This is a genomic window from Bradyrhizobium sp. AZCC 1578, assembly GCF_036924675.1.
Taxonomy (GTDB): domain Bacteria; phylum Pseudomonadota; class Alphaproteobacteria; order Rhizobiales; family Xanthobacteraceae; genus Bradyrhizobium.
On record NZ_JAZHRZ010000001.1, the window covers coordinates 2,477,170 to 2,497,368 of the forward strand.

Annotated in this window: 16 protein-coding genes; 4 read left to right on the top strand and 12 right to left on the bottom strand. The window is 62.7% G+C overall.

Annotation, left to right across the window (positions count from 1 at the left end):
* Positions 1-4: 4 nt before the first annotated feature.
* The 4 genes from kdpB to V1290_RS12030 all read right to left on the bottom strand — a co-directional run bounded on the left by kdpB (position 5) and on the right by V1290_RS12030 (position 4,306).
* The gene (gene kdpB / locus V1290_RS12015) at positions 5-2,119 is read right to left on the bottom strand and encodes a potassium-transporting ATPase subunit KdpB (RefSeq protein WP_334364591.1); all 2,115 of its coding nucleotides are present in this window, start codon (positions 2,117-2,119) and stop codon (positions 5-7) included.
* Positions 2,120-2,143: 24 nt separating this feature from the next.
* A complete protein-coding gene (gene kdpA, locus V1290_RS12020; protein WP_334364592.1) occupies positions 2,144-3,847 on the bottom strand; it encodes a potassium-transporting ATPase subunit KdpA in 1,704 nt (567 codons plus the stop codon).
* A 115-nt stretch (positions 3,848-3,962) separates the two neighbouring features.
* Positions 3,963-4,052: a K(+)-transporting ATPase subunit F gene (locus V1290_RS12025; protein ID WP_016846764.1), complete on the bottom strand. Its 90-nt coding sequence runs from the start codon at positions 4,050-4,052 to the stop codon at positions 3,963-3,965.
* A 92-nt stretch (positions 4,053-4,144) separates the two neighbouring features.
* Positions 4,145-4,306, bottom strand: coding sequence for a hypothetical protein (locus V1290_RS12030; protein WP_334364593.1), 162 nt, complete (start codon positions 4,304-4,306; stop codon positions 4,145-4,147).
* 300 nt (positions 4,307-4,606) lie between these two features.
* Here V1290_RS12030 and V1290_RS12035 point away from each other — a divergent pair, with 300 nt between their 5' ends.
* Positions 4,607-5,071 carry a hypothetical protein gene (locus V1290_RS12035; RefSeq protein WP_334364594.1) on the top strand — a complete coding sequence of 155 codons (465 nt, stop codon included), beginning with the start codon at positions 4,607-4,609 and terminating at the stop codon, positions 5,069-5,071.
* 29 nt (positions 5,072-5,100) lie between these two features.
* On the opposite strand, the gene fdhF is transcribed toward V1290_RS12035, so the two are convergent.
* The 8 genes from fdhF to mobB all read right to left on the bottom strand — a co-directional run bounded on the left by fdhF (position 5,101) and on the right by mobB (position 17,538).
* Positions 5,101-7,866 (bottom strand): formate dehydrogenase subunit alpha, encoded by a 2,766-nt coding sequence (fdhF, locus tag V1290_RS12040; protein WP_334364595.1) that lies wholly within the window; start codon positions 7,864-7,866, stop codon positions 5,101-5,103.
* Positions 7,863-9,581 carry an NADH-ubiquinone oxidoreductase-F iron-sulfur binding region domain-containing protein gene (locus V1290_RS12045; protein ID WP_334364596.1) on the bottom strand — a complete coding sequence of 573 codons (1,719 nt, stop codon included), beginning with the start codon at positions 9,579-9,581 and terminating at the stop codon, positions 7,863-7,865. Before V1290_RS12045 ends, fdhF begins: the two co-directional genes overlap by 4 nt.
* Positions 9,582-9,889: 308 nt before the next feature.
* Positions 9,890-11,542, bottom strand: a complete 1,653-nt coding sequence (locus V1290_RS12050) for an OFA family MFS transporter (protein WP_334364597.1) — start codon at positions 11,540-11,542, stop codon at positions 9,890-9,892.
* Positions 11,543-11,908: 366 nt separating this feature from the next.
* Positions 11,909-13,933, bottom strand: a complete 2,025-nt coding sequence (locus V1290_RS12055; RefSeq protein ID WP_334364598.1) for a sensor histidine kinase — start codon at positions 13,931-13,933, stop codon at positions 11,909-11,911.
* Positions 13,926-15,359 (bottom strand): sigma-54-dependent transcriptional regulator, encoded by a 1,434-nt coding sequence (locus V1290_RS12060; RefSeq protein WP_334364599.1) that lies wholly within the window; start codon positions 15,357-15,359, stop codon positions 13,926-13,928. The genes V1290_RS12055 and V1290_RS12060 overlap by 8 nt, the downstream gene beginning before the upstream one ends.
* 108 nt (positions 15,360-15,467) lie before the next feature.
* Positions 15,468-15,704 (bottom strand): sulfurtransferase TusA family protein, encoded by a 237-nt coding sequence (locus V1290_RS12065; RefSeq protein WP_065744462.1) that lies wholly within the window; start codon positions 15,702-15,704, stop codon positions 15,468-15,470.
* Between the two features lie 41 nt (positions 15,705-15,745).
* Entirely contained in the window at positions 15,746-17,002 is a 1,257-nt protein-coding gene (locus V1290_RS12070; RefSeq protein ID WP_334364600.1) for a molybdopterin molybdotransferase MoeA, read from the bottom strand.
* 8 nt (positions 17,003-17,010) lie between these two features.
* Positions 17,011-17,538 (bottom strand): molybdopterin-guanine dinucleotide biosynthesis protein B, encoded by a 528-nt coding sequence (gene mobB / locus V1290_RS12075; protein WP_334364601.1) that lies wholly within the window; start codon positions 17,536-17,538, stop codon positions 17,011-17,013.
* A 218-nt stretch (positions 17,539-17,756) separates the two neighbouring features.
* On the opposite strand from mobB, the gene fdhD reads away from it, so the two are divergent.
* The 3 genes from fdhD (at position 17,757) to V1290_RS12090 (ending at position 20,163) form a co-directional block, all read left to right on the top strand.
* Positions 17,757-18,647 carry a formate dehydrogenase accessory sulfurtransferase FdhD gene (fdhD, locus tag V1290_RS12080; protein WP_334364602.1) on the top strand — a complete coding sequence of 297 codons (891 nt, stop codon included), beginning with the start codon at positions 17,757-17,759 and terminating at the stop codon, positions 18,645-18,647.
* On the top strand, positions 18,592-19,257 hold the full coding sequence (gene mobA / locus V1290_RS12085) for a molybdenum cofactor guanylyltransferase MobA (protein WP_334364603.1): 666 nt from the start codon (positions 18,592-18,594) through the stop codon (positions 19,255-19,257). The genes fdhD and mobA overlap by 56 nt, the downstream gene beginning before the upstream one ends.
* A 315-nt stretch (positions 19,258-19,572) precedes the next feature.
* Positions 19,573-20,163 (top strand): hypothetical protein, encoded by a 591-nt coding sequence (locus V1290_RS12090; protein WP_334364604.1) that lies wholly within the window; start codon positions 19,573-19,575, stop codon positions 20,161-20,163.
* Positions 20,164-20,199: the final 36 nt, after the last annotated feature.

The following is a 20,199-nucleotide window of genomic DNA, read 5'->3' on the forward strand; positions in this document are numbered from 1 at the left end:
GGTGTTAGGCCAGATGCAAAGCCACAACCGCAAGGTCGATGGCCTTGATGCCGATAAAGGGAACGATGATGCCGCCCAAGCCGTAGATCAGCAGGTTACGGCGCAGAAGCGCCCCTGCACCGACGGCGCGATAGGCGACGCCTTTCAGCGCCAGCGGGATCAGCGCGATGATGATCAGCGCGTTGAAGATGATCGCCGACAGGATGGCGCTCTGCGGGCTTGCGAGGTGCATGACGTTGAGCACCTCGAGCTGCGGGTAGAACGCCAGGAACATCGCCGGGATAATGGCGAAATACTTTGCGACGTCGTTGGCGATCGAGAACGTGGTCAGCGCGCCGCGCGTCATCAGAAGCTGCTTGCCGATCTCGACCACCTCGATCAGCTTGGTCGGGTTGGAATCGAGATCGACCATGTTGCCGGCCTCGCGCGCCGCCTGCGTGCCGGTGTTCATGGCGACGCCGACATCGGCCTGCGCCAGCGCCGGCGCGTCGTTGGTGCCGTCGCCGCACATCGCGACCAGTTTGCCCCTGGCCTGCTCGTCGCGGATCAGTTTCAGCTTGTCCTCCGGCGTTGCCTGGGCAAGGAAATCGTCGACGCCGGCCTCGGCCGCGATGGCGGCTGCGGTCATCGGATTGTCGCCGGTGATCATCACGGTGCGGATGCCCATCCGGCGCAATTCCGCAAAGCGCTCCCGGATGCCGCCCTTGACGATGTCCTTCAGATGCACGACGCCGAGTAGTTTCCCGTCTTTGGCGACCGCCAGCGGCGTGCCGCCGGCTTTCGAGACCTCGTCGGAAACCGTTTGGATCTCACGGGCCGCCTCCGAGAGGACGCCCGACACGGCGCGCGCCGCATTCCCGGAAGCGACCGCGCGGATCGCGCCGCCACCATCGACGTAATTCAGGATCGCATCCACCGCGCCCTTGCGCACCGACGATGACCCGGCGTCGATGCCGCTCATGCGTGTCTGCGCGGTGAAGGGAATGAAGCTCGCGTTGAGCTCCTTCATGTCGCGGCCGCGGATGCCGTATTTCTCTTTCGCCAGCACGACGATCGAGCGACCTTCCGGCGTCTCGTCGGCGAGCGAGGCGAGCTGCGCCGCATCCGCCAGCTCCTGTTCGGTGACACCGCGCAAGGGGCGAAACGCCGTGGCCTGCCGGTTGCCGAGCGTGATGGTGCCGGTCTTGTCCAGCAGCAGCGTGTCGACGTCGCCAGCGGCCTCCACCGCACGGCCGGACATGGCGAGCACGTTGAAGCGCACCAGCCGGTCCATGCCGGCGATGCCGATCGCCGATAGCAGCGCGCCGATGGTGGTCGGAATCAGCGTGACGAACAGTGCCACCAGCACCACTACCGAAATCGAGCCGCCGGCATAGGCCGCATAGCTCGGAATCGTCACGGTGGCGAACACGAAGATGATGGTCAGGCCGGCGAGCAGAATATTGAGCGCGATCTCATTCGGCGTCTTCTGCCGCTCCGCTCCTTCCACCAGCTTGATCATGCGGTCGATGAAGGTCGACCCTTGCGCCGCCGTGATCCGAACGCGGATCCAGTCCGATAGCACTTGCGTGCCGCCGGTCACCGCCGACCGGTCACCACCGGATTCGCGGATTACAGGCGCAGATTCACCCGTTATCGCCGCCTCGTTCACCGAAGCTACACCCTCGATCACTTCGCCATCGGAGGGGATGTTGTCGCCGGCCTCGACCAAGACGATGTCACCCACCTTCAGGCTGGTGCCGGAAACCAGACGATAGTTCTTGCCGGGACCTTCCAGCAATTTTGCCTTGCTCTCGGTGCGGGTCTTCTTCAACGACAGAGCCTGCGCCTTGCCGCGGCCTTCGGCAACGGCCTCGGCGAAATTGGCGAACAGCACGGTGAACCACAGCCACAGGATGATCTGGAACGTGAAGGCGAAGTTCTCGCCGCCGGCCACCAGATTGCGCAGGAATATCACGGTCGTGAGCGTGGCCACGATTTCGACCACGAACATCACGGGGTTCTTCACCATCAGCCGCGGATCGAGTTTTGCAAAGGCCGCCCGGATTGCCGGCAGCACGATGCTCGGATCGAACATCGCCGACGCCGTCGCCTTTTTCTGCAATTTCATGGTTTCCATGGACGTAACTCCTGACGGCTTCGATCAGAACAAGGTGTTGGCGTTCATCGCCAGGTGCTCGACGATCGGCCCCAGCGCCAGCGCCGGGAAGAAGGTCAGCCCGCCGATGATCAGGATGACGCCGACGACGAGGCCGACGAACAGGCCGCCGGTGGTCGGCAGCGTGCCGGCCGAGGGCGGGATCGATTTCTTGGCCGCAAGCGACCCCGCCAGCGCCATTGCCGGCACGATCATGAAGAAGCGGCCGACAAACATCGAACTGGCGAGTGTCAGATTGTAAAAGAAGGTATTGCCGGTCAGGCCGCCGAAGGCCGAGCCGTTATTGCCGGTCGCCGAGGTGAAGGCATAGAGCACCTCGGTAAAGCCGTGCGGACCGGCATTGGCGATCGACGCCACCGCCGGAGGGAAGACGACCGCAACGGCCGTCCAGCCCAAAATCATCAACGGCAGGATCAGGATTGCAAGCATCGCCATTTTGACCTCGCGCGCTTCGATCTTCTTGCCAACAAATTCCGGCGTACGGCCGACCATCAGGCCGGCGACGAAGATCGCCAACACGACGAACAGCAGCATGCCATAAAGGCCCGCGCCGACGCCGCCGACGATGATTTCGCCGAGTTGGATGTTGAGCAGCGGGATCATGCCGCCAAGCGCGGTGAAGGAGTCGTGCATGGCATTGACGGCGCCGCAGGAGGCAGCGGTGGTAATGACTGCGAAGAGTGAGGAGGCGACGATGCCGAAGCGGACTTCCTTGCCTTCCATATTGCCGCCAGAGAACCCCAGCGCGCTCAGCGTCGAGGTGCCGTTGGCTTCGGCCCAATAGGTGACGGCGACGCCGGCAAGGAAGAGAACGCCCATTGCGCCGAGGATCGCCCACCCCTGCCGCTGGTTGCCGACCATCCGGCCGAACACGTTGGTCAGCGCCGCGCCGAGCACAAAGATCGAGATCATCTGCACGAAGTTCGACAGTGCGGTGGGGTTTTCAAAGGGATGTGAGGCATTGGCATTGAAGAAGCCTCCGCCATTGGTGCCGAGCATTTTGATCGCGACCTGCGAAGCGACAGGGCCGACCGCAATCGTCTGCTTGCCGCCTTCCAGCGTGGTCGCCTCGACATAGGCGCCGAGCGTCTGCGGCATGCCCTGCCACACCAGGAACAGCGTATAGACGATGCAGATCGGCAGCAGCACGTAAAGCGTGCAGCGCGTCACATCGACCCAGAAATTGCCGATCGTGCGCATCGAGGAACGGGAAAAGCCGCGGATCAGAGCGACTGCGAGTGCGATACCGGTCGCTGCCGACAGGAAGTTCTGATGCGTCAGGCCCAGCATCTGCGTCAGATATGACAGCGTGCTTTCGCCGCCGTAGTTCTGCCAGTTGGTGTTGGTGATGAAGGAGATCGCGGTATTGAAGGATAAATCCTGGGCGACGGCGGATTGTCCCGTCGGGTTGAACGGCAGCAGCGCCTGCAGCCGCATCAGGCCGTAGATGATGAGGAAGCCGCCGACATGGAACAGCAGCATCGCGACCGTGTAGGTCAGCCAATGCTGCTCGCGTTTCTCGTCGACGCCGCCGATCCGGTACAGCCCAGCCTCGACCGGCCGCAGGATCGGCGTGAGGGGTGTGCGCTCGCCGCTGAAGACGCGCGTCATATACCAGCCGAGCGGCTTTACGAGCGCGACCACGATCGCGCAGTACAGCAAAATCTGAAACCAGCCGACAAGTGTCATGGGTGAGTGTCCTTCGTATTACCTTGCAGGCAGCAACACGCGCAGCAGCACGACGAGCAGCGCGGCGGTCGCAAGAAACGCCAGCACGATGGCGGCGAGCGTGGTCATGACCCGTTCAAAATCGCTCGGGGCGCAGCAGCGCGTAAGTCAGGTAGAACAGCAGGCCAAGCGAAACGAGACCGGCGAGCGAGTAATCGAAGATCATGGCGCTCTCCTCCATAGCGTCTTCGAGCGAAAGCCTGCCCCGGACCTGATCCGGGGTGGTTTTCGGTTCGCGCGAAGAAAACGCGTCAACATTTAAAGCCGCTCGCAGACATAGGCATAACCAATGCCCGCCACGAAGAGGCCGAGAGCGAGCGCCAGCATCACAATGTCCAGCATGGGATGTTCCTCTGCGACGTGAACCGTGCAGCCGAAGATACGGCTATGCGTTCCGGCCTGAGGTGCCACCGGGCGCATAGGTTTTCGAGACGGGAAGGATGGCGACGTTATAGGAATCTCATAAAGACGCCTTCCGTCGTCCCTGCGAACGCAGGGACCCATAACCACAGGCGTCAATTATTTCGCGACCTGTTATCTTTCTTTTCTAAACAACACCGGCCGCGGAGTATGGGTCCCTGCGTTCGCAGGGACGACGGAGATAGCGCTTATGAAATCCCTATATTTACAACCCTCGCCCCCACTCGTTTTCGAATGGCGTTTTCGCCAGTTTGGGAGTGCGGTTGCAGTCGCGGCCGCGCGAATGAACGAGACGACGCCATGTCAATTCTTTTGGAACACCGCGTCACCACCGATCTCGGCGATCGGCTTCGCGACGCCTGCTGCGTGACGGTCGAATTCCTCTCCGACATCGCCGCAGCATGCCGGCGATTTCCGTCCACAGCCCACGGCGCAAAGACCGCCCGCATCGAGCAATTGATCCAATCTCACGCGTGGATCGATGCCGCGCTGGCGCTGATCGATCTGGAATTGCCGCAATGGCAGATTCGACGGATCGCCTATGATGAGGGTGAATGGTACTGCGCACTGTCCCGGCAGCGCGAACTGCCGGACTGGCTCGATCAGTCCGTCGAAGCTCGTCATGCCGATCTGGCGCTGGCAATCCTGAGTGCATTCGTGGAAGCGCAGCACATCAGCACGACATCGCGCCGGACCAGCGTCCCGCCCGTGCCGCAGGATGTCAGCCCACTGTACGAGCCAGTTTGCACCGACAATTTTGCGTGACTTTTGTAGATGGGGTAACGGGCCGCCTACTACTCCGCCGCAGACTGTAGCACCAGCTTTTCAGCGCGCACGGCGCAGAACTTGAACTCGGGGATCTTGCCGAACGGATCAAGCGCTGGGTTGGTCAGCAAGTTGGCCGCCGCCTCCGCGTAGCAGAACGGCATGAAGATCATGTTCTCCGGCACGTCGCGGTCGGAGCGCACCTTGACCTCGACGGCGCCGCGGCGGGTCATCAGGCGGATGAAATCGCCGGGCCAGACGCTGAGCTTGCGCATGTCCTTCGGCGACATGAACGCCATCGCCTCCGGCTCGATCTGGTCGAGTACGCTCGAACGGCGGGTCATCGAGCCGGTGTGCCAGTGTTCGAGCACGCGCCCGGTGGAGAGCACCATCGGATATTCGGCGTCGGGGATCTCGTCCGGCGCGATCACCTTGGCAGGAACGATCTTGCCGCGGCCGCTCGCGGTCGGGAAACCCGTGGTGAAAATGATCTCGTTGCCGGGCTCGTTCGGATCGTCGACCGGATAGGTCACCGCACCCTCGCGCACCAGCCGCTCCCAGGTGATGTTGTTCAGCGACGGCATCACCTGCGTCATTTCGGTGAACACATCGGCCGGTCCGTTGTAGTTCCAGGGCAGGCCCATACGCTTGCCGATCTCCTGGATGATCCAGAGATCCTGCCGCGCGTCGCCCGGCGGCCGGATCACCTCGCGCGCGAGCTGCACGCGGCGATCGGTATTGGTGAAGGTGCCGCTCTTTTCAGCAAATGCCGAGGCCGGCAGGATCACGTCGGCATGGAACGCGGTTTCGGTGACGAAGAGATCCTGCACCACCAGATGGTCGAGCATGGCGAGCGCTTCGCGTGCATGCTGCAGATCGGGGTCCGACATTGCGGGGTTTTCGCCCTCGATATACATGCCGGTGATTTCGCCGGCGTGGATCGCGTTCATGATCTCGACGACGGTGAGACCGCGAACCGGATCGAGATCCTGATGCCAGAGTTTTTCGAACGGCTCGCGCAGATCGGTGCGTCCGACCGGCTGATAATCCGGCAGGAACATCGGGATCAGGCCGGCGTCGGAAGCGCCCTGCACGTTGTTCTGGCCGCGCAGCGGATGCAGGCCGGTGCCGGGGCGGCCGACCTGGCCGGTGGTCAGCGCCAGCGCGATCAGACAGCGCGCATTGTCGGTGCCGTGGATGTGCTGGCTGATGCCCATGCCCCAGAAGATGATCGAGGCCTGCGAGCGCGCGTAAATTCGCGCCACTTCCTTCAGCGTCTCGGCCGGAATTCCGCAGATCGCTTCCATCTTCTCCGGCGGGAATTCCTTGATGCGCTCGGCGAGCTCATCAAAGCCTTCGGTATAGCCCGCAATATATTGCTGGTCGGTCAGCCCTTCGGTGATGATGGTGTGGAGCATCGCGTTCAGCATGGCGACGTCGCTGCCGGGCTTGAAGGCGAGATGCTTCCAGGCGTGGCGCGACAGCGACTGCCTGCGCGGATCCATCACGATCAGCTTGGCGCCGCGCTTGGCCGCGTTCTTCAGGTAGGTCGCCGCGACCGGATGGTTCACGGTCGGATTGGCGCCGATCACGATGATGACCTCGGCATCCATCGCCGCAGCAAACGGCGCCGACACCGCGCCAGAGTTGAGGCCTTCCATCAAGGCCGCGACCGACGAGGCGTGACAGAGCCGCGTGCAGTGGTCGACATTGTTGGAGCCGAAGCCGGTGCGCACCAGTTTCTGGAACAGATACGCCTCTTCGTTCGAACCCTTGGCCGAGCCGAAGCCGGCCAGCGCCTTGACGCCCTTCTCGTCGCGAATTTTCACGAGGCCTTTTGCGGCGATGTCCAGCGCCTCTTCCCACGAAGCTTCGCGGAAATGGGTGAACGGGTTGGCCGGATCGACCTGGTCGTTGGCGTCCTTTTTTGCATTCGGCAGGCGCACCAGCGGCTTTGTCAGCCGATGCGGGTGATGGATGTAGTCAAAACCAAAACGTCCCTTGACGCAGAGCCGGTTGTGGTTGGCCGGGCCGTCGCGGCCTTCTGCGTAGATGACCTTCTCGTCCTTGACCTGATAGGTGACCTGGCAGCCGACGCCGCAGAACGGGCAGAGCGAATCAACTTTCTTGTCAGCGTAAGTGACGCGGGTCTGGTTCTCGTCCAGCATCACCGACGGCATCAAGGCACCGGTCGGACAGGCCTGCACGCACTCGCCGCAGGCGACGCAGGTCGATTCACCCATGGGATCGTCGAAGTCGAACACGATCTTGGCGCCGGCATTGCGATAGGCCATGCCGATGACGTCGTTGACCTGGACCTCGCGGCAGGCACGCACGCACAGGCCGCATTGGATGCAGGCATCGAGATTGACGCTCATCGCGGGATGGCTGGTATCGCCCTGCCACCGCTCGGCCGCCGGGAAACGGCTCTCGGTCACCTCGACCTTTTCGGCCCAGTGCCAGAATTTCGAATCGGGATCGTGCGAGGTCTCGCGCGCGGGCTGGTCGGCGACCAGAAGCTCCATCACCATCTTCTGCGCCGCGACGGCGCGGGCGCTTTCGGTCTTCACCTTCATGCCGACGCTCGGCGTGCGCTTGCAGGACGCGGCCAGCACGCGCTCGCCCTCGATCTCGACCATGCAGGCGCGGCAATTGCCGTCAGGCCGGTAGTCCGGCTCCGGCGAATAACAGAGGTGCGGGATTTCCTTCTCGTGGCGTTTTGCCACCTGCCAGATGGTCTCGCCCGCGTTGGCCTCGACCTGTTGGCCGTCGAGTTCGAACTTGATCTTGGTCATTCCGCTGCCTCTTTCGGCACGAATTCTTCCGGAAAATATTTAATCACTGACGTGAGCGGGTTCGAGGCGGCTTGTCCAAGCCCGCAGATCGAGGCGTCGCGCATCGCCTGGCTCAATTGGTCCAGCAATTCGCGGTCCCAGACCGGCCGCTGCATCAAAAGCGCCGCCTTCTGGGTTCCAACGCGGCACGGCGTGCACTGGCCGCAGCTTTCATCCTCGAAGAATTTCATCAGGTTCAACGCCGCGCCCTTCACACTGTCCTGCTCGGACAGGATGACAACAGCGGCGGAGCCGATGAAGCAGCCGTATTTTTCCAGCGTGCCGAAATCTAGCGGGATATTGTCCATCGAGGCCGGCAGGATACCGCCGGACGCGCCGCCCGGCAGGTAGGCGTGGAAGGTGTGTCCGTCAGCCATGCCGCCGCAGAACTCGTCGATCAGTTCGCGCACGGTGACACCAGCCGGCGCCAGCTTCATGCCGGGATCCTTCACGCGGCCCGAGACCGAGTAGCTGCGCAAGCCGTGGCGGTCGTTGCGGCCATGGCTCTTCCACCAGTCGGCGCCCTTCTCGACGATGTCGCGCACCCACCACAGCGTCTCGATATTGTTGATCAGCGTCGGCAGGCCGAACAGGCCGACCTGGAACGGATAGGGCGGCTTGTGCCTGGGCAGACCACGCTTGCCCTCGATCGATTCGAGCAGTGAGGATTCCTCGCCGCAGATGTAGGCGCCCGCGCCGCGGCGCATATGCAGCGCGGGACCGCCGGGCGGCAAGTTTGCGATTTCACGCGTGAGGATTTCGCGCGACGCCGGATATTCGTCGCGCAGATAGATATAGACGTCGGTCGCCTCGACGACATGCGCGCCGATCAGCATGCCCTCGATGAAGCGATGCGGATCGGTTTCGAGATAGAAGCGGTCCTTGAACGTGCCGGGCTCGCCCTCGTCGCCGTTGATCGCCATCAGCCGCGGGCCGGGCTCACCCAGCACCGCGCGCCATTTGCGCCCGGTCGGAAAGCCCGCGCCGCCGAGCCCGCGCAGCGAAGCGTCGTCGAGCGCCTTCAGCAGGTCTTCTTTCGTCATCGCGCCGGAGCGCAGGCGATTGAGCAGCTTGTAGCCGCCGCCTGCGACATAGGCGTCATAGTCGGTATATTCGGGCAGATGTGCGTGGGTGTCGCCGGCCTTGGCGGCGGCGAGCACATTCGTAACCGTGGCATGATCGACAAAGTGATGGCCGACTTCGGCGGCGGGCGCGGTGTCGCAGCGGCCAACGCAAGGCGCGCGCACCACGCGGATGCCGGGGCCGGCACTGTCCTGCAGTTCGTGCAGCAGCTTTTCCGCGCCCATCATGGCGCAGGTCAGCGAATCGCAGACCCGGATGGTCAGCGGCGCGATATCGGGCGCGCCCTCCTTCACCACGTCGAAATGCGCGTAGAAGGTCGCGGTCTCGAACACTTCGGCAAACGACAGCTTCATCTCGTCGGCAAGCGCCGCCAGATGCGCCGCCGAGATCTGGTGATACTTGTCCTGGATCAGGTGCAGATGCTCGATCAGCAGGTCGCGCCGCCGCGGCCGGTCGCCGAGCAGGAGCTCAATCTCGTGCGCCGCGATAGGGTCGACCTGGCGGCCCTTCGGCGTCGCCTTGGCCCGCTTCCGTCCCGCGCCCGGATGATCGAACGAGCGGACTTTTTGTAGGTCGTGTACGTCGTGATCCATCGAAACGTCTCGTTCCTGCCAGTCTGCCAGCCAACTCTAGTTCAGTGGCATGCCAGATGCCAAGAGATTTATCAGATATTTAGGGCAACACAGGCCGCGAGCTTTCGATCCTGTCCGCGCCCGGAACAACCACGTTTGCTTTGCCTGATCACTGGATGAGAACGCGAATTTGGTCGGGAGATCAATAAAGCCGTCTCATGCTGCGATTGCGAATGCGCATTGATCTGGATTTCCGATTACCCGATTTGAATTCGACATCGCGCCTGAAACGCCGTCGCGGAACGCTCGCCCCGCGACGGCCAGAAGAGTCAGAGGATCTTGACGGCGCTTTCCAGCGTCTTCCACACGCCCCAGGCCAGGGGGATGCCGACGAACGCCCAGAACAGCGCAGCCTTGGCGTCGAGCCCACCGAACCCGATGCCATAGGATCCTGACGGCCCCGAGCTACCCGCGCTCGCCGTCGCCGCCTGCAGCTTGGCAACCTCGGCGTCGCTCATGTGCCACTTCGCGTCGACCGGCTTGATCAGGTAGTTGCAGATCAGGCCCGCGATCAGCATCGCGCACAGGATGTACATCGTCGTGTTGTAGAGCTGGTCGCGCGGCACGCCGGCGGCAAGCTGGAACTCGCGGATGTAATTCACGACTACGGGACCGATGATGCCCGCGGTCGACCACGCCGTCAGCAGACGGCCATGGATGGCGCCGACGAACTGTGTGCCGAACATATCGGCGAGATAGGCCGGCACGGTGGCGAAGCCACCGCCATACATCGACAGGATGATGCCGAAGCCGAGCACGAACAGAAGTTTTGAGCCCATCGCCGCAAATGTCGGCGCCAGCGCATAGAGCACGATGCCCAGGATGAAGAACGTATAATAGGTGTTCTTGCGGCCCATCTTGTCCGACAGCGAGGCCCAGAAGAACCGGCCGCCGATGTTGAACAGCGAGAGCAGCCCGGCAAAGCCGGCCGCAATCCCCGCAATGGTCGCCTTCTGCGTGGCGTCAAGCTGGTTGAAGCCGACGTCGGGCAATCCGATCAGCTTGCCGGCGAAGATTTCCTGCAGCATCGGCGAAGCCATGCCGATCACGCCGATGCCGGCGGAGACGTTGAGGCAGAGCACCCACCAGATCAGCCAGAACTGCGGTGTCTTGTGCGCGTCCTTCAGGTGGACGTGGTTCTGCGAAATCATCGCATTGGCTTTCGCCGGCGGCGTCCAACCCTCGGGCCGCCAGCCCGCCGGCGGAATACGATAGCGGAAGGCGCCGATCATCATGAACACGAAATAGATCGCGCCCATCGCGATGAAAGTTTCCCAGGCGCCGACCGAGGTCGGCGACTTGAAATAATTCATCAACAGGTTCGCCAGCGGCGCGCCGATCATGGCGCCGCCGCCAAAGCCCATGATGGCCATGCCGGTCGCCATGCCGCGGCGGTCCGGAAACCATTTCACCAGCGTCGACACCGGCGAGATGTAGCCGAGGCCGAGTCCGATGCCGCCGATGACGCCGCTTCCTAGCCACAACAGCCACAGTTGATGGGTGATGATGCCGATCGCGCCGAGCACGAGACCACCGCACCAGCACAGCGCCGACACAAAACCCGCCTTGCGCGGTCCGACGCGCTCCAGCCAACCGCCCCAGATCGCGGCCGAGACGCCGAGCAACACGAAGAACAGTGTGTACATCCAGCCCATGCTGGCGACTTTCCAGTCGCAGGTGGTGGTGAACAATTCCTGCACCAGCGTCATGTCGGGGCAGGCCTTCGGCGCGGTCACGCCGATCGCGCGCGACAGCGGCAGCCAGAATACGCTGAAGCCATAGGCCATGCCGATGCACAGGTGAATGCAGAGTGCGGCCGGCGGCACCAACCAGCGATTGAAGCCGGCGGTCGCAATCGTTCGCTCCTTGTCGAGAATCCCGAGCGCACCCGATGGTGCGAGCGTGGCATCGGCTGTCGTCATAGGCATATTCTCCAGGTTCGCTGCCTTACCGGGCACGATTGTTGAGAGGTCGGGGTATTGGATGGGGGGCCACGCAGCGCCGACCGTATGCGCGGACGTGCGATGTCCACGCGACAGATCGGAGTTCAAGTCGAGGCAAAATCGATTTGAAGTGCGGCGTGGGCACGTCATGAAGACGGCAAGCGCGCGCAGTCGCCCAGCTTGCGACCGAATATCCGATCATCGCGCCCTCCCCACTCCAACCCTTGAGTGAGAAGTCAGCAATCCGCGTGCCAAATCGCGCGATGCAGAAAATCAATCACTTAACCAAATGCCTGCCGATGTATCGGACAAAATGTCCTGATAGCCGCTGGACAAAATGTCCGGTCAGCTCGCTTCCGGCAGCCACACCCGGAATGTACTCCCGGAGCCGATCCCGCTTTCCACCGTGATCTGGCCACGCTGGCGCTTCACCAGCGTCTGACTGATGGAAAGGCCAAGGCCTGTCCCCTCCCTGCGTTTCGTGGTGAAGAAGGGATCGAAGACCTTGTCCAGGACGTCAGCGCTCATGCCGATGCCGGTGTCGGTCACGTCGATTGAGATGCCCGGGTTGCCGTCGCGATCGGCGTCGAACGAGCGCAGCGTCAACGTGCCGCCGTCCGGCATGGCGTGGATCGCGTTGACGATGAGGTTGATCACGACCTGCTGCAGCTCGGTGCGGTTCATCAAGACCAGGCGGCTCGCCCGATCTTCCCGCGCAACCCTGATTTCGGTCTTGTTCAGGAGATGCTGCACCAGCGGCAGGCAGTCCGCAACAACGCTTCCGGGCGCATGACGCTCGACATAGCCGGCATACTCTTCCGGCCGCGCAAACTGCAAGAGCTTGGTGACGATCTGGCTGATGCGATGGATCTGTTCATCGACAAGCCGAAACTCGACCTTGGCTTTCTCGGTGTCAGCGCCGATCACGCTGCGGATGACATCGAGATTGCCCTGCATCACCGCGATCGGGTTGTTGATCTCATGCGCAACGCCCGCGGTGATCTCGCCGATGGCAGCGAGCTTCTCGGACATGATGAGCTGCTTGGTGGTCGCCTCCAGCTTCAGATTGGCAAGTTCGAGGTCCCGGGTCCGCTCGCGCACGCGCGTGTTCAACTCCTCGTTCCACTCGCGCAACTGACGATCGCGCTCCTGAATCTGGTCCAGCAAGGTATCGAGATGAACCGCCACGCGGCCGATCTCGTCACCCGATGCCGGCAGTTTGGTGCGGGCAGAGAGGTTACCGCTCTCGACTTCACCGATCGTCGCCGTGACGCGTTCGAGCGGCATGAAGATCGATTGCGCCCAGCGCAGGAAGATCGGCACGCTTGCCGCAGTGATCGCGATGAACGCGAGCGCAATGATGAGAATCGTCTCAAGCTTTGCGTCGTTGAACGGCTTCTGCAGAAATCCGACATAAAGCATGCCGACGCGCTTGCCGTAGGTGTCGACGAGCGGCTCGTAGGCCGAGATGTACCAGTCGTTAACGACGAAGGCGCTGTCCAGCCAGGTGCGCCCCTCTCCCATCACCGCAGAGCGCACCGCCGCCGACACCCGCGTTCCCAGCGCCCGCCGTCCCTCAAACAGGCGGACATTGGTCGAAATCCGCACGTCGTCCAGGAACAGCGTCGCCGTTCCCTGGCTGCCCTCGGGCAGGCTGGCCGCCCGATAGACGAGGTCGTTGATCGTATCGATGAATTCCAAATTCTGGTTCAGCAGAATCCCGCCAACCAGCGCGGCTGGCCCTCCTCCGGGCGCCGTGGCGCGGCTGGCCGCATGCACCACCATGCCATGGGTTTCCGTGCTGCGATCGGTCGGCACCGCGTTTGGCGTCGGCACCAGGTCGAGACGCGCGCGCTGGGCAAGCGCCGGCGAAATCGCCGCAAGCTCGTCGTTGGTGAAGATATCGATCCCCGTCGACGGAGATTCGCCTGACAATACCGACGTAATGATCGGCCAATCGGCCCTTGGCGGTCCCTCAAGCGCAGGTGACGAGGCGATGATTTTTCCACCGGCATCCATCAAATAGAGGAAGTCGAGACCCATCTCCTTGCGGGACTGTTCGAGCAAAGTCTCCACAGCGGAGATCGTTTCCCGCTCTTCGACCTCCCGAAAGCGGAACGAAAGGCTCAGGCCGCGGATCTGAACGCCGGTCTTTTCCAGAATGCGGGCCAGGTATTGGTGGGCGATGGTGAGGTCGCCGTTCACCTTGGAGATCAGCGTAGCGTCAAACCGCGCATTCCAGCGATAGATGGCGACCCCAAGCAGAAGCGGCAGGATCACCAGCATCGGCAGCAGCGCAATCGCGAGCAGCCGGAAGCGGACGGATGCCCCGCGCACCGGCTCCTCGATGCGGCCTGCCCGGTCAGCCATTCCATAACGCGAGTTTGCGGTCGATGGTCTTGCGCGAGATGCCGAGCCGCCGCGCCGCTTCCTCGCGGTTGCCGCCGGTTTCCTTCAGCACCGAAAGAATATGCCGGCGCTCCAGGTCCGCGAGACTGTCGGCGGTGGCGACCTGCCCGTCGTTCCGTGGGCCTGCGAAATCGTCCGGGAACGCGCCGAGGATCAAGGTGCGCTCGATCAAATTGCGCAGCTCGCGCACATTGCCCGGCCAGTCGTAACTCGCGAGCGCGGCACGCACTGCGCTATCGATTGGAACCGGCGGCATACCGAGTTGGATCGAAAGCTTGTTCATGAAGATGGTAGCGAGCTCCTGCACGTCGTCGCCACGGTCCTTCAATAGCGGCAGATGAATCTGCATGACGTTCAGGCGGTAATAGAGATCGGCGCGAAAGCGGCCCTTCTCCACTTGCTTTTGGAGATCGGCATTGGTCGCAAAGATGAAACGAAGATCGACCGGCACTTCACGCTCGGAGCCGACGGGGCGGACGCGGCGGTCCTCGAGAACACGCAGCAGCTTGCTCTGCATCGGCAACGGCAGCTCACCGATTTCATCGAGGAATAGCGTGCCGCCATGCGCATAGAGGAACAGGCCCTCGCGGCCGCTATCCGCGCCCGTAAAGGCACCCTTGATGTGACCGAACAGCTCGGCCTCGATCATCTCGGGCGGAATGGCAGCGCAATTGACGGGCACGAAGGGCTTGTCGGCGCGATCGGAGAGGGAGTGAATCGAGCGCGCCGCGACTTCCTTGCCGGTGCCGGATTCCCCGGTGAGCAGGATCGATGTCGGTAGGCGGGCGACGCGGGCAATGGTTTCGCGCACGCTGCGGGCCGCGGGCGACTCCCCGATCAGATTGTCGCGCAGGAAGGTGCGATCGGATGAAGCGCGCAGCGCATAACGCAAAACGTAGTTCTCGCGCTGCAGCCGGACCCGGTCGAGGCAGCGTGCAACCGCATTGAGGATTTGGTTAGAGCGGAACGGTTTCAGCACGAAGTCGACTGCGCCGGCGCGCAGCGCCTGGATCGCTGTATCGAGATCGGCAAAGGCTGTAATCAGGATGGCATCGGCGAAGAAGCCGACGGCCCGCTGCTCCGCCAGCCAGTCGACGCCGTTCTTGCCCGGCATGATGTTATCGAGAATGACGACGTCGAACCGGCTCTTGTCGAGCTTGCGTGAGGCTTCGTCGGTGTCGGCGGCCTCTTCCACGTGCTTGCAATGCGGCCCCAGCGTGCGCACCAGAAAATTGCGCATTCCGGGCTCGTCATCGACAATCAGGATCGAGGCCTGCGCCAGCGCGCTGAACTCGGGACCGCCGGCCGGCTTGCCTGGTTTGGCCGCCGGTTCATTGACCGTTGCCGGGGATATCGCCGCGCTCGCCTTCGATGTCGGGAAGTTCATGCCGGGATTTGTAGGACCGATTGTCGCACCCGGCAATCGGACGCTGTCGTGAACTCGTCTAATTAACGCGCGAGGGCTTACCCGCGGGATCGCCTAAGCATTCGGCTTTTATATCGTCCCATTTGCTTTTTCTATCAGAAACACGATGCGGCTTGGGCTGCGCTCGGTGATTTCGACCTTGTCGCCGGTCTCCCGAATGAGGTTCGGAATGTCGATCACCGACAGCGGATCGGTGCAGAGCACTTCCAGCCTGTCGCCGGGCGGCAGCGTCTTCAGCGCCTTGCGTGTCTTCAACGCCGGCAGCGGGCATTTCAGGCCAGCGAGATCGAGTTTTGTCGTCGTCATGCGCCGACCATGGCGAAGGGGGCCCGCATCGTCAACGGACATCAGTTGATCAGACTTGCATACGACAGGAACCCGACTGTCTGGCCGGGCGACACCTGCGTGATGTCCTCACCGAGTTCGACGAGGCCATCGGTGTCCGCCAGCGACGACAAGAGCCCTGCGCCTTCGCGCGGAAATTTTACCGCTTCGAGCGCGCCATCGGCACCCTCGCGCAAGCTGACGCGGACATATTCGCGGCGCGAGATTTTCTTCTTGTAGCTGAAGGCGGCGCAAACCGGCATCGGCCGAAGCGGCTCCGGCCGGGCACCGGATAACGCCAGAATGGTCGGCCGCACCACGTGGACGAAAGTGACAAAACTGGCCACCGGATTGCCCGGCAATCCGATGAAGGGCGTGCCGTCGATGATGCCCATTGCGACGGGGCGTCCCGGCTTGATTGCCATCCGCCACAGCACCAGCCTGCCCACGCTTTCGACGCTCGCCTTGACGTGGTCCTCCTCGCCGGTCGAAACGCCGCCCGTCGTGAGGATCAAATCATGACCGCCGGCGACCTCCTGCAGCGCGCGGGCCAGCGAGGCGCGATCATCCCGGATAATACCGAGATCGCTGACCTCGCAGCCGAGCCGCGACAACATCGCCATCAGCATGAAACGGTTGGAATCGAACAGTTGCACCGCGGCGCGCGCCTCGCCCGGCGAGGCCAGTTCGTTGCCGGTGGAAAACACGGCGACGCGAACGCGCCTTGTGACATCGAGTTGTGTCAGGCCAAAGGCTGCGGCAAGCGCAACGTCCTGCGGCCGCAGCCGCTGCCCGGCCTGCAGCGCCGCAAAACCTGAAGCGATGTCTTCGCCTGCGGGGCGTACATTGGCGCCCGGCTTGAGGCCTGCGGGAAGCACGACCTTATCGCCCTCGACGCGCACGTCTTCCTGCATGAACACGGTATCTGCGCCTTCGGGCATCGGCGCTCCGGTGAAGATGCGCATTGCCTGCCCCGGCTTGAGCGGCGCAGATGCGGAACTACCGGCCTGCACGCGACCGGTAACCGGAAACGTCTGCTCTTGCTGCTGCGGGAGGTCGCGGCTCGCAACCGCATAGCCGTCGACCGCGGAATTGGTGAAGGGCGGCAGCGGCAGCGGCGCCAGTATCTCGTGCGCCAGAATGCGGCCATCGGCGCGGGCGAGCGTAACCGTCTCGATATCCACAACCGGCGTCACACGCGTGGCAATGAGACCGACGGCCTCATCGACCGACATCATCGGACCGCCGAAGGCAAAGCAATCGTCGGACAATTGCGCCATGTGCCTGATCAGCCCTCAGCTTCGCATTTCGCCAGCACGTCTTCGAGCGATATCGCAGACCGCAACATCATCGCCGTCACCGCCTCTATGTCGTCGAGATGGGCGGTCGGCAGCGTGGTTTCAACCGCCGTATCGGTCGCGATTCCAACGATGCCGGGGTCGTCAGGGAACAGCAGCGGCTTTTCATTCGCGGCGCGATAGACCTCGATCTTGCGGTGCGGCTCGCGCTTGAAACCCTCGACCACGACGAGATCGACCGGCGACATCTTGGCCAGCAATTCCGGCAATCGCGGCTCATGCGCCCCGCGCAGCTCATGCATCAAGGCCCAGCGCCGCCCCGATGACACCAGAACTTCGGCCGCGCCGGCCTCGCGATGCCGCCAGGAATCCTTGCCGGGTACGTCGACGTCGAAGGCGTGGTGGGCGTGCTTGATCACGGACACCCGCAGGCCCTGTTTTGCGAACTGCGGAATCGCCCGCGTCAGCAAGGTGGTCTTGCCGGCGCCGCTCCATCCCGCGAGGCCTATCACTTTCATCTCATACTCCGACAGCGGTACTAGCATCCCCGCCAAGCCCGGGCAAAAGCGCGAAGCGCGTCTTCACCCTGGAAGTCCCGGGCATCCACGTCTTGACGCTATCGCAGCGAGAAAGGCGTGGATGGCCGGGACAAGCCCGGACATGACGGCTAGACCGTGACTTGTTAACTCCGGTCCTTATATCAGCCCGGAGACAAAGTCATGCTAACCTGCGTCCTATGATGAAGATGGAAAAAGCCCCGGCCCCCCTGATCGTGCCGAACCCCGAGGATCCGCGGCTGACCGAGCGCGTTGCCGGGACCGATCAGACGGGCGCGGCGGTCGAAATCCGGGTGCCGGTGGAGCGGCCGCTGACGCTGTACCTGAACGCGCAGGAGATCGTCACCATGATGACGATCGGCGACTATCCGGAATATCTGGCGCTCGGCTATCTCCTGAACCAGAACATGCTGAAATATGACGACGTCGTCACCGAGGTCGAGTACGACGACGACCTTCAGGTCGTGGTGGTGCGCACCGAGCATCACACCAATTTCGAAGCCAAGCTGAAGAAACGCACGCAGACGTCCGGCTGTGCACAGGGCACCGCGTTCGGCGACCTGCTTGAAGCGGTGGAAAGCGTGGCGCTGCCGAAGGCGGAGCTGCGCACCTCGTGGCTCTACCAGATGACGCGCACGATCAACACCATGCCCTCGCTTTATCTGGAGGCCGGCGCGATCCATGGCTGCGTGCTGTGCAAGGAAGGCACACCCGTCTGCTATACCGAGGATGTCGGCCGTCATAACGCGGTCGACAAGATTGCCGGCTGGATCTATAGGCACGGCGTCGATCCCGCCGACAAGATCCTTTACACCACGGGCCGGCTCACCTCGGAGATGGTGATCAAGACGGTGCGGATGGGCATTCCCATCCTGGTCTCGCGCTCCGGCTTCACCGCATGGGGCGTCGAACTGGCGCGGCAGGTCGGGCTGACGCTGGTTGGCCGCACGCGCGGCAAGCGCTTCATTGCGCTATCAGGACAGGAGCGGATCGTGTTCGACCAGGACCTCGACTATGTCGAGGAAGAATCCGCGCGACACAAGCGCAAGGGCGAAGAGCGTGACGAGTAAAATTCCTGGCGTTCTGCTCGCCGGCGGATTGGCGCGGCGGATGGGTGGCGGCGACAAGCCGATGCGCACGATCGCCGGCCGCACCATCCTCGACCGCGTGATCGCGCGCCTTGCGCCACAATGCGACGGGCTGATCCTCAACGCCAATGGGGACCCAGCGCGTTTCGCAGCGTTCGGCCTTCCCGTCATTGCCGACAGCGTCGCCGATTTTCCTGGCCCGCTCGCCGGCATTCTGGCAGCACTCGACTGGGCTGCGGCCAACCGGCCCGATGTAGAATTTGTTCTCAGCGCCGCCGCAGACTGTCCATTCCTGCCGCGCGATCTGGTCTCCAGGCTATATGACGCGGTGGAAGCGGAGAATGCCGAGTTGGCCGTTGCCGCCTCCGATGGCCAGTCGCATCCGGTGATCGGATTATGGAGCATCGGCTTGCGCGAACAACTTCGCCACGCGCTGGTCGTCGAGGACATCAGGAAGATCGACCGCTGGACCGCGCGCTACAGGCTCGCCACAGTGACATGGCCAGTCGCGCCGCTCGATCCGTTCTTCAATGCCAACACCATGGACGACATCGCGGAAGCAGAACGGCTGGCAGCGCTGGATGGCGGTTAGGCTTCGTGTCCCGGACGCAGCGCAGCATTACACGTTGCGCCGCGTCCGGAACAATCTACGCGCCAGCAGCGCTGTCCCGCCCTTCGCGAAGACGACCGAGAAAAGACTCCCACCAAACTACCTGGACATTGACGAAATCGGTCGTGATTTCAGATTCAGATTAAATGCGATTTAATGTACTTGCCGATAAAGTTGCCGCGGCGGATTCAACGCGAGGCCGTGGCAATGTTCGGACGCAGGACGACTTTCGGCACCAAGCAACCAAGCCTTTCCGAATTTAAGGAGACGATGCGTCCGACACCGGACGCAGATGGTGTGACCCGCGTTTTCCCCAAGGAACTCTGGGACGATCCAAAGATCGGCAGGTTTCTGCAGGAAGTCGGCTTTGCTCCGGATGATGCGCGCAACATCCTGCCCACGGCACAGGACTATATCGCTCTCTTCGCCGCGGCCAAGAAGCGGCTGGATGAGCGCACCGAGGCTTTCAACCGTGAAATGACCACGCGCTACGGCTATTGCCGCGCCGCGCCATTCCTGGTCATCGACCACACAATCTGGGACGGCGAGCATGGTGCGTTTCTATATGCCCAGATGAATCTCATCGGATACGATGACTGGAACGTATTGATGTTGGCGGCGGACGTACGCACCAAGGAGCTCTGTGACATCGCAGGCCATCCCGGCACGGTGCCCGCGGTTACGGAGGTCATGACCAAGCGCGTGATCGAATGGAAGCAGCGCCATGATCTCGCGCTCGAAGCGTTCGGAGTTACCGCGATGGGTGGCCAAGGTATCACGCGAGAGCAATACGAGGCCGAGCAGGACGCGCTGCGCAGGGAGATCATGGACAACGTCGGATGGATGAAGCCACGGATAATAAGCGAGCTGTTGCGGGTTCAGGGCTAGAGCATGATCCGGAAAAGTGGGAGCCGGTTTTCCGAA